The following is a 14,036-nucleotide window of genomic DNA, read 5'->3' as shown; positions in this document are numbered from 1 at the left end:
GCAGCTCCGCGACGAGCGGCAGAGCCAGGCCGCCGAGGGCCTGCGCGACAGCCAGTCGAAGATCGCCGACGTCGTGCCGCGCCTCACCACGGCGCGGCAGAGTCTGCAACAGACGGTCATCCGCTCTCCGGTTGACGGCTATGTCTTCAACCTGACGCAGTTCACCGTCGGCGGGGTTGTGGGTTCTGGCGAGACGCTGATGGACATCGTGCCGTCGGGCACGCCCCTGACGGTCACCGCCATGGTCAAGCCAGAGGATGTGGACCAGGTCCGGCAGGGCATGCCGGCCCGCGTGCGGCTGACGGGCCTGAATCAACGCTTCAGCGACGATCTCAAGGCGACGGTGTCGGTGGTCTCGGCCGACCGGATCACGAACGAGCAGACCGGTGTGGCATTCTACCGCGTCGATCTACGTATCGAGCCCACCGAGCTCAAGAAGCTGAAGCGCGGCATGGAGCTGACGCCTGGCATGCCCGCCAGCGCGATGATCGTCACGGGCCAGCGCACCGTGATGGGCTACCTGATTTCGCCCATTACGGACACGCTGCACGACGCCTTCCGCGAGGAGTAGAGGCGCCGCTGCAACACCGGCCGAGCCTCCGCCAGCCGACCCTTTTTGGTGTTGCGCAATTGGCAGGGTTCCGATACGTCTCGGCTTGGGCTCGTCTAACCTACGCCGCAGCCGTGCTATGGCGCTTGGGTGATGGACCGCCGGGATTGCTCCATCGGGGATGGGGGTCAGGCGTTCCGGGGGTCCGTGTGACACAGACTGGAGAGACTAATGGCTAGCTATACTTGGGAAAACCTGACGCAGGAGCAGGCTTCCGCCTTTACGACCGCGGACGTGATCGTGTTCACGAACGCCGCCACTCGCGCCAATCAGGCCGTGGTGACCTACAATGCCGCCACCGCGACGCAAGCCGCGACCGTGACGATCACGATCCAAGGCAAGTCGCTGACCTTCCCGCTGGCTTCGGTCGAGAACCGCGCCAACCTGGCGGTCTTCACCGACAGCGGCGTGCTGTACGTCGGCGGTGAGGGCACCCAGACGCTCGCGCTCACGTCGACCACCTCGCAGGACGGCCTGTACGGCGGCAACGGCGACGACAACCTGGACGGCGCCGGCGGCGCTGACCTGCTGCACGGCAACCGGGGCGAAGACACCCTGGTGGGCGGCAACGGCGCCGACTCGATCTACGGCGGCCAAGGCAACGACTCGATCACCACGACGGGCGGCACCGACGCCTCGTTCAACTTCGCCCACGGCAACCTCGGCAACGACACCCTGGACGGCTCGGCCGGCCTGGGCGTCCAGTGGCTGTACGGCGGTCAAGGCAACGACGTGATCTCTGGCGGGGCCAACAACGACCTGCTGATCGGCAACCTGGGCGACGACACCATCACGGGCAACGACGGCAACGACGACGTCCGTGGTGAAGACGGCGACGACACGATCACGGTCGGCGAAGGCGCCAACTCCGTGACCGGTGGCAACGGCAACGACACCATCTCGCTGTCGGGTACCGACGATGATGGCCAGTTCGCCCACGGCAACGCGGGTGACGACACCATCACGGCTTCCGGCACGGGCAATGACGCGCTGTACGGCGGTCAAGGCAACGACGTGATCACCGCCAACGGCGGCGGCGACAAGGTGATCAACGGCAACGCCGGCGACGACGCCCTCACCGGCGGCGCCGACGACGATTGGCTGATCGGTGAAGACGGCGCCGACACCCTGCTGGGCGCCGCCGGCGACAATACGCTGAGCGGCGGCAACGCCAATGACTCGATCGTTGGTCTTGCCGGCGACGACGTCATCGACGGTGGTAACGGCAGCGACGTGATCGACGCCGGCGCTGGCGCCAACAGCGTGGCGGCGGGCGAAGGCCACAACAGCATCACCACCGCCGGTGGCAACGACACCATCACGGCGGGCGCGGGCAACGACACCGTCGCCGCCGGTGCTGGCGCCAACAGCATCTCGGTTGGTGATGGCGTCAACAGCGTGACGACCGGTGACGGCGCTGACACGATCACGACCGGCAGCGGCAGCGACACCATCGCCGCCGACGCTGGTAACAACGTGATCAACGCGGGTGCTGGCGCCAATGGCATCACCACCCTGGGCGGCCGCGACAACATCGTGGCGGGCTCCGGCGCCGACACCATCAACTCGGGCGCTGGCAACGACACCATCGATGCCGGCGACGGCGCCAATCAGATCGACGCCGGCGCAAACGCCGACTCGATTTTGACGGGTGTGGGCGCCGACACGATCGTGGGCGACACCGGCAACGACACGATCAACGCCGGCGGGGGCAACGACCTCATCAACGGCGGCGCGGGCACCGACATCATGTTCGGCGGCGCTGGCGTGGACACCTTCGTGTTCGCCTCGGGGCACTCCGGCGTCACTGCTGGGACCCTCGACCAGATCCGTGACTGGGAGTCGACCGACCGGATCAACTTCGGCACGGCCGGCACCCCGGCGCTCTATGACGAAGACACGGCCACCGATTACGCGGCCGCTTTGACCTACGCCAACACGCAAATCGCGGCTGGCAAGGATATCGTGGCGGTTCAGATCGGCGGCGATGTCGTGGTCTTCCTCGACACCAACGGCGGTGCCGCCGGTGCGGAAGACGCGATCGTGCTGGTCGGCCGGACCCTCGCCGACATCTCGTCGACGAACTTCGTCGCCTAAGCGAAGCGCAAGCTTCGGACCTTTCGGGGGCCGCCTTCGGGCGGCCCCTTTTTCTTTTGGGTGCCGTGCTGCGGCGGTATCGCGCCGCACGCGGCGGCGGGCTTTCTGCAGCCAGCCTCCACCGCACCGATTTCCCGGCCGCGCCCCTCATGTGTGATGTGGTGAAGCTCAAACAAAACCGGGCGGCGGATGCAGGATCCACCGCCCGATAAAGCGACACAGCCTTGGAGAGCTCGGCTGACGCCCAAAGCTTAGCTGAAACTCCAGTTGAACGAAAGCGCCATGCGGATCAGTTCGCCCTCGCGCATGCGCGAACAGCCCCTAGCCTGAGCCGTCGTAAGCCGTTAACCCCCCGTCGAACCGCAAAGCCGCCGCGCCAGGAGTGATCCAGTTATGCCAACCTTGCTGCACGTGGGGTGTGGACCCAAACGCAAGGACCGGACGACACAGGCGTTCGACACGCCGGAGTGGACCGAGATTCGGCTGGACATCGACTCCTCCGTCCAACCGGACGTGGTGGGCACCATGACCGACATGTCCGCGGTTCCCGACGAGTCCGTGGATGCGGTGTTCTCGAGCCACAACATCGAGCACCTTTATACGCACGAGGTGCCGATCGCCCTCGCCGAGTTCCGGCGGGTGTTGCGACCCGACGGGTTCGTGGTGTTGACGTGCCCAGACCTGCAGAGTGTCTGCGCGCTGGTGGCGGACAACAAGCTACTGGAGCCGGCTTACCAGTCCGCCGCCGGGCCGATCTCGCCGATCGACATCCTATACGGCCATCGGGTGGCGATGGAGCGCGGCAACCTCTACATGGCCCACCGCACGGGCTTTACCCGCGACTCGCTGGCCGGTGAGATGGCCAAGGCGGGGTTCGGCGCCACGCTGGTTCGCCGTAGAGAACGTCACCTAGAACTCTGGGCCGTTGCGACGAAGCAGCGGACCACACCTGAAGCGATCCTGGGCCTGGCGGCCGCGCACCTCCCGAAGTAGCGCTCCGAGGTCGCCGCTCGTCAGCGGCCGATGATCATCGAGAACGGGTGCTCGGCCACCGCACGTCCGCCGCGAAGGACCTGGACCTTCGCGCGATAGGGGCCAGGCGTCCAGGCGGCCGTCGTGCGACGCTTGCCGACGTAGGCCATGTACTGGGCCTTGTCGCGGTCCATCGGCGGCGTGCGGCTCTGGGCCAACACCTGGCCGTCTGGCCCGGTGAGCGCCAGCGCCAGCTGGTCGCCCTTCTCCAGGCCGATCACGCGGGCATAGGCGACCAGGTTTGCCGCCCGCTCATCAGGCCGCTGGATGCCGCCCGCCTCGATGTCCGGCATGGCTACGGGAGCGCCAGCGAATCCCGTGTTCAGAACGATGCCGCTCCGATAGACGAGCTTCGCGGCGGCGGCCGGCGTCCAGTAGCTGCGGCCCGCCTGGGCGCCGCAGCCGGCGCCGCTGCCGAAGGGGTCTACCGGGGCTCCCTGGCGGCTCAGGCGCAGGTGGACGTGGGGGAACTCGGTCTGGCCCGACAGGCCGACGCGCCCGATGGGCTGGCCGGCGCGCACGGCTTGGCCGACGCCGACACGCAGGCTCCCCTGAGCAAGGTGGCAGTACTGCGTCTCCCAGCCGCCTCCGTGGTCGATCACCACGCCGTTGCCGCACTCCCGCCCCGCCACAGGCGCCGCGCCCGCCGCGCGGATCGAGACATCGGCCACGCCGTCGCGCAGCCGCGCCACGCGGCCATCGGCGGCCGCGAGCACGTCCACCCCGCGCCGCTGCGCCGCCATGTCGGGCACGCGGAAATCGACGCCGTTGTGACCGTCATAGGTCCGCAGGCCGCAGCGGTAATCCTTCGCGCCCGGCCCGGGGTCGCGGTCGACATAGCTCTGGATCTGACACACCCGCCCCACGTCACAGGCGATGGGGATGGAGAGCGCCGGGCCATCGGCCGGGGCGGCTCCGGCCAGCGGGGTGGCGGCCAAGGCTGCGAGACCGGCAAGAGTTCTGCGCGACATGCTGAGGTCCTCGTTTCGGCCGGCGATGAAGCTGCCCCCGGGGGCGGACCAAAATGTGACGTCCCGCCTCGCCCGCGTCGCGGCCGATAGTGCTAAGAGGACCGTAACGCCGACTGCCGGCGAATCGCACCGCCCAGGAGCCCACGCCTACCGATGCTCGCGCTCGCCCGCCGCTTCCTCTTCATCCATATCCCGAAGACGGGCGGCAACTCGGTGCAGAATATCCTGCGCGACTATTCCGAGGACGAGATCGTCTGTCGCGAGCCACATCAGGACGGGGTGGAGCGCTTCGAACTCAACAATCCCACCTGGGGTTTCTCGAAGCACAGCCCGTTGTCGGAGTACCGGGCGAAGCTGCCGGCAGAGACCTATGAGGCCGTCTACAAGTTCGCCTGCGTCCGCAATCCGTGGGACCGAGCCGTGTCGTACTATTTCTCCCCGCACCGCCAGGTCACGACCTTCACGCGCGAGGCGTTCGTGGAATTCCTGGCGACGATCCCGCCGATGACGCACCATCTTCGAGCCACGCCCGATCAACCGGCGTCTGGTATCTTGGCCAACTTCGACTATCTCATGCGCTTCGAGACGCTGCAGCGGGACTTCGACGTGATCTGCGAGAACCTGGGCCTGCCGCGGCAGACGCTGCCGACCCGCAACAAGTCCTCGCGTGGGCGCGTCGAAGACTACTACGACGCGCAGACCACCGAGATGGTGCGTCAGCTGTTCGCCGAGGATATCGCGCTCTTCGGCTACGATGTCCCCTGGGCCGGAGCACAGCATGTTCTTTAAGCCCATCGGCCGACAGGCGGCCAAGCCCGCGCCGCAAGCCACCGTCGAGCAGCGCACGATCAATGTGCGCTTCTTCACGGATTATCCGGTCTGCAACTACAAGTGCCCCTATTGCGTGGCCGGCCATGCGCCGCCCGAAGGCCGCGGTCCCAGTCCGTGGAACGAGGAGCGCTACCTCCAGATCATCGACAACCTCTGCAAGCTGCCGTTCCCGATCAACATCCGGATCGGCGTCGGCGGCGAGTTCTTCATCTCGAAGGTGCTGGTCGAGGGCGCGCGCCGGCTGGGCGCATCCGACAATGTCCGCGTCCTGAACCTGATCACCAACCTCTCCTTCCATCCGAAGCAGTACGCGCGGATCCTGGCGGGCATCCCGAAGGAGAAGGTGGCGCTGGTGGCGAGCTACCATCCCACCGAGATCAAGAACGAGGACGCCTGGATCGCCGCGGCGCAGGAACTCGGCACCTATTACGACCTGACCACCATGAGCGTGGCCTACCCGCCGTCGCTGCAGAAGCTGCCTGAGGTGAAGGCGAAGTTCGAGGCGGCGGGCGTCGACCACTTCGTGCAGCCGTTCATCGGCGAGTACGAGGGCAAGATGTACCCGCAGGCCTACACCGAGGAGGAGCGGGCGATCATCCGGCAGGTGATCTACTCGCGCCACGACTGGGAATTCCTGCTGAACCTGAAGCGGCCCGGCATGTGCAACGCCGGCTTCAAGTACCTGTTCGTGGACCCCGAAGGCGTCGTCTATCCCTGCGGCGGGGCGCAGGACGGCAAGCCGCTGGGCGACCTCACCAAGTCGCCGGAGATCACCTTCTTCAGCGGGCCGCGGCCCTGTCCGGCGATGACCTGCCAGTGCGACACCGAGAACATCAACACCAAGGTGTTCGAGGAGCACTACGCCTACCTCGACAAGAACCAGCACCGGTTCGCCTACCGCTTCGCCGAGGAAGCCAAGGACGCTCCGTGGATGGACGAGTGGAAGGTGGCTTACTAGCCGGCCGCCTGCACGCCCGCTAAGAGGTCATCAGCGCGCCGGGACGTGCCGCCGCGCGGGGGAAGTGCGTGCGATGAAGACGGTGATCCTGGCTGGCGGTCTCGGCACCCGGATTTCGGAAGAGAGCCACTTAAAGCCCAAGCCGATGATCGAAGTCGGCGGGCGGCCCATCCTTTGGCACATCATGAAGCTGTATTCGCACCATGGCTTCAACGACTTCATCGTCTGCCTCGGCTACAAGGGCTATGTGATCAAGGAGTACTTCGCCAACTACGTGCTCCACAACGCCGACCTGACCGTCGACCTGGACAAGGGGGCCATCGAGTACCACGCCACCAACCACGAGCCCTGGCGGGTCACCCTCGTCGAAACCGGTGCGGACACCATGACAGGCGGGCGGCTGAAGCGGGTCGCGAGGTACCTGGAGCCGGGCGAACCCTTCTTCTTCACCTATGGCGACGGCTTGTCCGATGTGGACCTCCGCGCGCTGGCCGACTTCCACCGGGGCCACGGCAAGGCCGCGACCATCACCGCCGTTGCGCCGCCCGGACGATACGGGGCGCTTGAGATCGCCGCCGGCCGGGTGGAACGCTTCACCGAGAAACCTCCAGGCGACAACGCGCTGATCAACGGCGGCTTCTTCGTGCTCCAGCCCGAGGTCGTGGACCGCATCGCCGGCGACGCCATGTCGTGGGAGTCCGAGCCCCTGGAAAGCCTCGCCCGCGACGGCCAGCTCATGGCCTACCGGCACGACGGCTTCTGGGCCGCCATGGACACCCTCCGCGACAAGAACCATCTCGAGGCGCTTTGGGCTTCGGGCGAGGCGCCGTGGCGCCGGTGAGCCCTGCGTTCTGGGGCGGCAAGCGGGTCCTGCTCACCGGCCATACCGGCTTCAAGGGCGCCTGGGCGGCGATCTGGCTGGCGCGGCTCGGCGCGAAGGTGACCGGCCTGGCGCTGCCGCCGGAGCAGCGCCCTAATCTGTTCGAGCTGGCGGGCGTCTCAGAGCTCGCGGACACCCACTACGTAGACTTGCGGAACGCCGAGGCGGTGGAGGCGGCGCTGTCCGCCCGCCAGTTCGACCTGGTGCTGCACATGGCCGCGCAGGCGATCGTGCGAACCTCCGTAGAGGACCCGGTGGGCACCTTCGCGGCCAATGTCATGGGCACGGCCCATCTGCTGCAGGCGCTGCGTGCTCAGCCCGCGCTGCAGGGCGTCCTCGTCGTCACCTCGGACAAGGTCTACCTCAACGCCGATACCGGAAGGCCCTTCCGTGAGGACGATGCGCTGGGCGGCAAGGATCCCTATTCCGCCTCCAAGGCGGCGACGGAAATCGTCGTCCAGAGCTTCGCCAAGAGCTACTTCGACGGCGATGGCGTAGCGGTGGGCACGGCCCGCGGCGGCAACGTCATCGGCGGCGGCGACTTCTCCCGCGACCGGCTGGTGGCCGACATCGTGCGGGCGGCCCGTATGGGGGAGGCGGTCGTCCTGCGCCACCCCGAAGCCACCCGGCCTTGGCAGCACGTGCTGGACTGTCTGGCAGGCTATTTCCGACACCTGGAGGCGCTGGCCACCGACCCGGCGGCGCCGCGGGCGTTGAACTTCGGCCCGCGGCCGGGCGGACCTGCGGTCAGCGTCGGCGAACTCGCCAGCTTAGGCGTGGAGGCGCTCGGGGGCCGCCCGTGGCGTCACGAGCCTGACACGAACTCGATCGAGGCGAAGGCCCTGTCCATCGACGCCAGCCTGGCGAAGCAGGCGTTGGGGTTCGAAAGCCGCCTGGACGCGCCCGAGGCGGTGGCCCTGACCATGGACTGGTATCGTCGGCAGGCGCAGGGCGAGGCGGCGCTCGGCTTGTGCGAAGCCCAGATCGCGGCCTACGAAGGCCGCCCATGATACCCGCCTGCCGCTTCTGCCGCTCGCCCCTGACGCAGACCTTCCTGGATCTGGGCGAACAGCCCCTGGCCAACAGCTACCTCACTCGCGAAGAGCTCGAGGCGGGGATCGAGCGGGCCTACCCGCTGCACACTCGCGTGTGCGGCCGGTGCTTCCTCGTCCAGGCCGATGACGTGGTGCCGGCCGAGGCGATATTCGATGCGGAGTACGCCTACTTTTCCTCGTATTCCGCCGGCTGGGTCGAGCACGCCCGGCGCTACGCGGAGGCCATGGCCGAACGCTTCGGCCTCGGGCCGGAGTCGCTGGTCATCGAGGTGGCCAGCAACGACGGCTATCTCTTGCAGCATTTCGTGGCGATGGACGTGCCGGTGCTGGGCGTTGAACCCACGGCCAATACCGCCGAGGCCGCCCGCGCCCGGGGCGTACGGACCGAGACGGTGTTCTTCAACGAGCAGACTGCGGTCGAGCTGGCCGCGCGGGGCGACCGCGCCGACCTGATGGCGGCCAACAATGTCCTGGCCCACGTGCCCGACATCAACGGCTTCGTGGCCGGCTTCCGGCACGTGCTGAAGCCGGAAGGCGTGCTGACGTTCGAGTTCCCGCACCTCCTGAACCTGATCGAGCAGGTGCAGTTCGACACGATCTATCACGAGCACTTCAGCTACCTGTCGCTGCTGGCGGTGGAGCAGGTGCTGGCCGCCCACGACCTGCGCGCCTTCGATGTGGAGCGCCTGCCCACGCATGGCGGCTCGCTGCGCGTGTATTGCGCCCTGAGGTCGTCCGGCCACGCCGAGAGCGACGCGCTGCGCCAGCTGCGGGCCGACGAGGCGGCGGCGGGTCTCGACCGCCTGGAGACCTACGCCGACTTCACGCCGAAGGTGGAGGCGGTGCGCGACAGCTTCCGCGCCTTCCTCGCCGAGGCGCGCGACGAGGGCCGCGAGATCGCCGCCTATGGCGCCGCGGCGAAGGGCAACACCTTCCTGAACTACTGCGGCGCGACGGCGGACGACATCGTCTGCGCCTTCGACGCCAATCCCGCCAAGCAGGGCCGCTATATGCCGGGGAGCCACATCCCCATCCTTGCGCCCGATCAGGTGGCGGAGGTGCGGCCGGACTATGTGCTGATCCTGCCGTGGAACTTGAGGGACGAGATCATGGGCCAGCTGGCCTATGTGCGCGAATGGGGCGGCCGTTTCGTTACGGCCTCGCCTGCGACGCGGGTCCTCGACTGATGCGCTTCGCGCCCACGGCCATTGCGGGCGTGGTGAGGGTGGAGGCCGCGCCCCGCGCGGACGAGCGGGGCAGCTTCGCGCGCCTGCATTGCCCCGACGAGTTCGCCGCCGCGGGCCATCCGTTCACGCCGGCCCAGACCAGCCTGTCGCGCAATCCGCACCTGCGCACCCTGCGCGGCCTGCATTTCCAGCCGGCGCCCTATGCGGAGACCAAGCTGGTTCGCGTCGTCCGCGGACGCATCTTCGACGTGGCGGTGGACCTTCGGCCCGACAGCCCGACGCATCGGCAGTGGGTCGCGGCCGAGCTTTCGGCCGAGGCCATGGACGCCCTCCTGATCCCCGAAGGCGTCGCCCACGGCTTCCTGACGCTCGAGCCCGACACGGACGTGCTCTACCAGATCGCGCCCGCGTACACGCCCGGCCGGGAGGCTGGCGTCCGCTGGGATGACCCGGCGTTCGGCATCGCCTGGCCGGCCGAGCCCCTGGTGATGTCGGACCGCGACCGCGCCTATCCGGACTATCGATGACGACGGTCCTGCTCACTGGGGCCAGCTCGTTCACCGGCCTGTGGTTCGCCGAGGCGCTGGCGCACGAGGGCTGGCGGGTCGTTGCGCCGCTGCGGCGGGCGAAGGGCGACTACACGGGCCTGCGCGCCGAACGGGTCGAGCGCCTAACGCTGTCGGCGGAGCGGGTGTTCGAGGCGCCGGTGGACTCGCCGACGTTCCGAGACCTGATCGGCTCGGTGCGGCCAGCGTTGCTCGCCCACCATGCGGCCGACATCCCGGGCTACCGCGACCCGGACTACGACGTCGAAGCCGGCGTCGCGCGCAACATGGCCGGCATGGCCGAAGCGATCGCCGCCTTCGCCGCGGCGGGCGGCCAGGCCGTGCTGGCGACGGGCACCTATTTCGAGAGCGGCGAAGGGGGCGGCCACGAGGCGGCGAGCCCCTACGGCCTCTCCAAGGCGCTGACCAACGCCGCCCAGCGGGAGCTCGCGCAGGCGGCGGGCCTCGGCTTCGGCAAGTTCGTCATTCCCGCGCCGTTCGGACCGTGGGAGGAGGGCCGGCTGGTCTGGTCGCTCTTCCAGGCCTGGACTCAAGGGCGGTCCGCCGAAATCCGCACTCCGGACTATGTCCGCGACCACGTGCCGGTCCCGTACCTGGCCAGGGCCTACGCGGAGGCCGCAGGCCGGATGCTGGAGCCGGGTGCGGAGCGGGCGTTCCGGCCGTCAGGCTATGTGGAACGCATAGGCGATTTCGCCCGCCGCGTCGCGCGCCACGTCCGGATGCAGACCGACATGGCCTGCGAGATCGTCGAGCACCCGCAATCGGCCTTCCCCGAGCCGCTGCGACGGGCCAACAGCGAGCCCTGCCTGGGCGACGACGACCACCAGGCCTTCTGGGACATCTACATCGACTACTACGAGGATGTGCGGGGGCGCGGGCTGCTGCACGCGACAGCGGCCTAGCGGTTCTGGGCGATCGCGCCCGCCACGGCGTCGAAGAAGCCCTCGGCCCACTGGCGCGTCTGGCCCAGCGGGCTCGCCTGCATCCGGGCCCTCAGGCCGCGGCGCAGGTCGCCGATGCGCGCCGGATCGGCGGCGAGGCCCACGGCGATGTCCTCGTACGCCACCACGGTATGGCCGCAGAGGTCCTCCAGGCCCAGGTTCGAAAGCACGGAATAGCTCAGGCGTTCGTACAGGGCCTCGCCCACCAGCGTGACCACAGGGGCACCCATCCAGAGGCTCTCGCAGGTCGTCGTGCCGCCGGTCTGGGGGAAGGTGTCCAGCGACATGTCGATCTGATTGTAGAAGGGCAGGTGCTTGCCGCGCACGGGCTCGAAGAGGATGCGCTCGGGCGCGACGCCTTCGGCCGCGAAGGCGGCCTGCATATTGGCGCGGAAGCTGGGAGCGCCGCCTTCGGGGCGGATGAAGAGGAAGCGCGATTCCGGCGTCCGCGCCATGATCCGCGCCCACGAGCGCAGCAGCTCGGGGCCGTACTTGTAGGGATTGTTCGCCGTGCCGAAGGTCACGTAGCCGTTGCGTTCGACGGGCGCCTGAGGCTCGACCGCAGGCTCGGCGCGGTAGATTTCCGGCGCCAGGCTGTACCAGCAGTGAGGCAGCATCAGCGGCTTCTCGATCAGCAGGGACGGATCCGCCGGCGTCATGAACGGATCGACGATCAGGTAGTCGATCGTCGAGGGGCCGGCCGAATGCGCATAGCCCAGCCAGCTGGCTGCTAGCGGCGCGGGCTTGTAGGCCATCACCTCCAGCTTGTTCATATGGGTCGAGCCGCCCAGCTCGATCAACATGTCCAGTTGATCATCGGCGATCATCTGGGCGGCGTCGTGGTCGGTGATGTCGGGGCGCCAGCGGAAGGCGTCGACCATCTTGGCGATCGCCCGCTGAGCCGGCTCTTCCTCACCGGCCTTGTACGAGTAACAATAGAGCTCAAACCGCTCTCGGTCGTAGTGCCGCAGGAGCGGTAGGGTGAAGTAGCCCACCGGATGCGCCCGCAGATCCGACGACATGAGGCCGATGCGGAGCTTGGCGCGGCCGGTGACGGCCGGCGGCCGCCGGATCGTAGCGTTGGCTGCAAAGCTCTCCTGGATCCGGCCCCAGGCGCGGTGCGCCTCGACCAATTCGCGTCGATCCTCAGGACTGCGCACGCGGGCGAGCAGGCTCATGAGCGGCGCGTGCATCCCTGCGCCGACGAACGCGCGGCAGAGATCCGAAAAGGAGCCGAGCTGGTCGAAGCGTTGATAGTCGCCGACCCGGAGGAAGATCTCGCTGGCGATCTTCTTGTTGCGGGTGGTGAGCGTCCGCAGGGCGGTGACGCCGCGCAGCACCTGGTAGGACTCTTCGATGTTCGCGGCCTCGTCGCCAAAGCGCGACCGCTGGAGGCTCTCGGCGAGGGCGAAGAGCGTGTCCGTGTCATCGGGCGCCAAGGCCACGGCCCGACGCAGGTGCTCGTTCGCGCGCGGTCGGTCCACGTCCGCCAGCATGACACCCAGCTGCCGGTGGGCCCAGGCCTGGCCGTCGCTCTCCGCAAGCACACCCTCTAGGTAGGCGACCGCCGCGTCGAGCCCCTCTCGGCGCTTAAGCGCTAGCGCCCGGCCCTCCCGGAACTTCTCCACCTGCGGCATCTGCGCGGCGGCGCGCTCCAGGGTCTCATCCGCTTCCTCGTAGCGGCGCATCTCATTCAGCTGGCCGATCAGGTCGAGCCAAGCGCTGACGTTGTTGCGGTCGAGCAGAATGGACTGGCGGAAGCGCGCCAGCGCCGCGTCAGGACGACCTTGACGGCGCAAGGCCCGCGCCAGGAGCCGCTGGTGCTCGGCGTTCTTCGGCTCCATCCGGACGAGACGCGTCAGCACCTGCTCGGCCGCGGCCGGATCGTCGCGGTCGAGATGCACGTTCGCGAGGTTCGTGAGGGCGGAGATGTTGGAGGGCTGCAGCCGCAGCGCCGCCCTCAGCGCCTCAACCGCTTCGTCGAGCCTCCCAAGCCGCCGCAGGAGCACGCCGCGAACGTTCCAGAGCTCGAGACTGCGGGGATAGCGCTGGAGCCCTTGGCTGGCCCAAGTGTCGGCCTCGGCGTAACGACGGGTCTGATAGAGCTGGACGGCGAGGGTCTGATACACGCCGGCGGGCTGGTCCGGCGCTTCCGAGAGGAGGGCCGCGAGGTGCTCGATCGCCTCCGCCTTCCGGCCTCCCTGAAGGGCCGCCTGGGCCGCCGCCAACCGCTGATGCATCCGTCATTCCTACGCGGTCCGTCGCGGACCCGAGGCCAGGGACTTACGGCGCGGGCGCGCGGCTGGCTAGACCCGGCCCGCCGGCTCGCGGCGCGAGAAGCGCCACTTCAAGAACAGGATCGTCGCGGACATCAGCAGGCAGACGGTGTTGGCGCCGGTCACCGGCCAGCTGCCGATCAGCACCCCATACGCGATCCACAGCGCGAACCCGGTGACGGTGATGGCGTACATTCGCAGCGACACCGAGGAGGCGTCGCGCTCCCGCCAGATCTTGAGAATCTGCGGCGCGAAACTGGTCATCGAGCAGAGCGCCGCGCCCGTTCCCACCACATTGGCCAATTGCGAGGCTTCCATCCGCCCTCAAGGCTGCGCCTGATCCATGGGGACCCAAACGGCGACGCGGACGCCGGGTTGCGCGTCCGCGGTCTCCAACTTGGCGCGCAGCTGCTGGGCGAGCAGCTGCAGGAGGGTGCGGCCGAACCCGTCGGACCTGCCGCCGGCGGCGCCGACGCCGTCGTCGGCGATGCTGAGCTGCAGGCCGTCGGGCGTCCGGGTCAGGGTTATGTCGATGCGGCCCGGCCGCCCGTCGGGAAAGGCATGCGCCAGGGCGTTGCCCAACGCCTCATTGAGGATGAGCGCCAGCGGCGGCGCATGGCGGGCGGGGATAG

14 protein-coding genes are annotated in these 14,036 nt (G+C 68.4%); 10 read left to right on the top strand and 4 right to left on the bottom strand.

Features of this window, described 5'->3' with window-relative positions; genetic code table 11:
- From RIF93_RS12840 to RIF93_RS12830, 3 genes are all read left to right on the top strand, one after another.
- Positions 1 to 571 (top strand): HlyD family efflux transporter periplasmic adaptor subunit (locus RIF93_RS12840; RefSeq protein ID WP_309091850.1); only part of this gene is annotated, 571 nt, incomplete at its 5' end.
- A 210-nt stretch (positions 572 to 781) separates the two neighbouring features.
- Positions 782 to 2,707, top strand: a complete 1,926-nt coding sequence (locus tag RIF93_RS12835) for a calcium-binding protein (protein ID WP_309091849.1) — start codon at positions 782 to 784, stop codon at positions 2,705 to 2,707.
- Between the two features lie 393 nt (positions 2,708 to 3,100).
- Complete coding sequence (locus RIF93_RS12830) at positions 3,101 to 3,700, top strand: methyltransferase domain-containing protein (RefSeq protein WP_309091848.1); 600 nt, start codon at positions 3,101 to 3,103, stop codon at positions 3,698 to 3,700.
- Positions 3,701 to 3,720: 20 nt separating this feature from the next.
- Here RIF93_RS12830 and RIF93_RS12825 read toward each other — a convergent pair whose 3' ends face one another.
- Entirely contained in the window at positions 3,721 to 4,710 is a 990-nt protein-coding gene (locus RIF93_RS12825; RefSeq protein WP_309091847.1) for a M23 family metallopeptidase, read from the bottom strand.
- Positions 4,711 to 4,863: 153 nt separating this feature from the next.
- On the opposite strand from RIF93_RS12825, the gene RIF93_RS12820 reads away from it, so the two are divergent.
- The 7 genes from RIF93_RS12820 to RIF93_RS12790 all read left to right on the top strand — a co-directional run bounded on the left by RIF93_RS12820 (position 4,864) and on the right by RIF93_RS12790 (position 11,089).
- A complete protein-coding gene (locus RIF93_RS12820) occupies positions 4,864 to 5,499 on the top strand; it encodes a sulfotransferase family 2 domain-containing protein (protein WP_309091846.1) in 636 nt (211 codons plus the stop codon).
- Entirely contained in the window at positions 5,489 to 6,499 is a 1,011-nt protein-coding gene (locus RIF93_RS12815) for a hypothetical protein (RefSeq protein WP_309091845.1), read from the top strand. The genes RIF93_RS12820 and RIF93_RS12815 overlap by 11 nt, the downstream gene beginning before the upstream one ends.
- Before the next feature lie 73 nt (positions 6,500 to 6,572).
- Positions 6,573 to 7,340 (top strand): glucose-1-phosphate cytidylyltransferase, encoded by a 768-nt coding sequence (gene rfbF, locus RIF93_RS12810; protein ID WP_309091844.1) that lies wholly within the window; start codon positions 6,573 to 6,575, stop codon positions 7,338 to 7,340.
- On the top strand, positions 7,337 to 8,389 hold the full coding sequence (gene rfbG / locus RIF93_RS12805; protein ID WP_309091843.1) for a CDP-glucose 4,6-dehydratase: 1,053 nt from the start codon (positions 7,337 to 7,339) through the stop codon (positions 8,387 to 8,389). The genes rfbF and rfbG overlap by 4 nt, the downstream gene beginning before the upstream one ends.
- Positions 8,386 to 9,621: a class I SAM-dependent methyltransferase gene (locus RIF93_RS12800; protein WP_309091842.1), complete on the top strand. Its 1,236-nt coding sequence runs from the start codon at positions 8,386 to 8,388 to the stop codon at positions 9,619 to 9,621. The genes rfbG and RIF93_RS12800 overlap by 4 nt, the downstream gene beginning before the upstream one ends.
- Positions 9,621 to 10,148: a dTDP-4-dehydrorhamnose 3,5-epimerase family protein gene (locus RIF93_RS12795; protein WP_309091841.1), complete on the top strand. Its 528-nt coding sequence runs from the start codon at positions 9,621 to 9,623 to the stop codon at positions 10,146 to 10,148. Before RIF93_RS12800 ends, RIF93_RS12795 begins: the two co-directional genes overlap by 1 nt.
- Positions 10,145 to 11,089 (top strand): NAD-dependent epimerase/dehydratase family protein, encoded by a 945-nt coding sequence (locus RIF93_RS12790; RefSeq protein WP_309091840.1) that lies wholly within the window; start codon positions 10,145 to 10,147, stop codon positions 11,087 to 11,089. Before RIF93_RS12795 ends, RIF93_RS12790 begins: the two co-directional genes overlap by 4 nt.
- Here the strand turns inward: RIF93_RS12790 and RIF93_RS12785 are convergent.
- From RIF93_RS12785 to RIF93_RS12775, 3 genes are all read right to left on the bottom strand, one after another.
- A complete protein-coding gene (locus RIF93_RS12785) occupies positions 11,086 to 13,368 on the bottom strand; it encodes a tetratricopeptide repeat protein (RefSeq protein ID WP_309091839.1) in 2,283 nt (760 codons plus the stop codon). The two genes, RIF93_RS12790 and RIF93_RS12785, sit on opposite strands and share 4 nt — an antisense overlap.
- Before the next feature lie 66 nt (positions 13,369 to 13,434).
- The gene (locus RIF93_RS12780) at positions 13,435 to 13,722 is read right to left on the bottom strand and encodes a SemiSWEET transporter (protein WP_309091838.1); all 288 of its coding nucleotides are present in this window, start codon (positions 13,720 to 13,722) and stop codon (positions 13,435 to 13,437) included.
- 6 nt (positions 13,723 to 13,728) lie between these two features.
- Positions 13,729 to 14,036, bottom strand: a 308-nt coding sequence (locus RIF93_RS12775; protein ID WP_309091837.1) for an ATP-binding protein, incomplete at its 5' end; no start/stop codon positions are given.

Source organism: Phenylobacterium sp. (genome assembly GCF_031181185.1).
Classification (GTDB): domain Bacteria; phylum Pseudomonadota; class Alphaproteobacteria; order Caulobacterales; family Caulobacteraceae; genus Phenylobacterium.
This window is presented reverse-complemented; position numbering and strand designations above follow the sequence as displayed.

Excerpts from the sequence above, each read along its gene's own strand:
- rfbF (WP_309091844.1), top strand. The coding sequence starts at position 6,573 with ATGAAGACGGTGATCCTGGCTGGCGGTCTCGGCACCCGGATTTCGGAA.
- RIF93_RS12800 (WP_309091842.1), top strand. The coding sequence starts at position 8,386 with ATGATACCCGCCTGCCGCTTCTGCCGCTCGCCCCTGACGCAGACCTTC.
- RIF93_RS12780 (WP_309091838.1), bottom strand. The coding sequence starts at position 13,722 with ATGGAAGCCTCGCAATTGGCCAATGTGGTGGGAACGGGCGCGGCGCTC.
- RIF93_RS12815 (WP_309091845.1), top strand. The coding sequence starts at position 5,489 with ATGTTCTTTAAGCCCATCGGCCGACAGGCGGCCAAGCCCGCGCCGCAA.
- RIF93_RS12830 (WP_309091848.1), top strand. The coding sequence starts at position 3,101 with ATGCCAACCTTGCTGCACGTGGGGTGTGGACCCAAACGCAAGGACCGG.
- RIF93_RS12820 (WP_309091846.1), top strand. The coding sequence starts at position 4,864 with ATGCTCGCGCTCGCCCGCCGCTTCCTCTTCATCCATATCCCGAAGACG.
- RIF93_RS12790 (WP_309091840.1), top strand. The coding sequence starts at position 10,145 with ATGACGACGGTCCTGCTCACTGGGGCCAGCTCGTTCACCGGCCTGTGG.
- RIF93_RS12825 (WP_309091847.1), bottom strand. The coding sequence starts at position 4,710 with ATGTCGCGCAGAACTCTTGCCGGTCTCGCAGCCTTGGCCGCCACCCCG.
- RIF93_RS12835 (WP_309091849.1), top strand. The coding sequence starts at position 782 with ATGGCTAGCTATACTTGGGAAAACCTGACGCAGGAGCAGGCTTCCGCC.
- RIF93_RS12795 (WP_309091841.1), top strand. The coding sequence starts at position 9,621 with ATGCGCTTCGCGCCCACGGCCATTGCGGGCGTGGTGAGGGTGGAGGCC.
- RIF93_RS12785 (WP_309091839.1), bottom strand. The coding sequence starts at position 13,368 with ATGCATCAGCGGTTGGCGGCGGCCCAGGCGGCCCTTCAGGGAGGCCGG.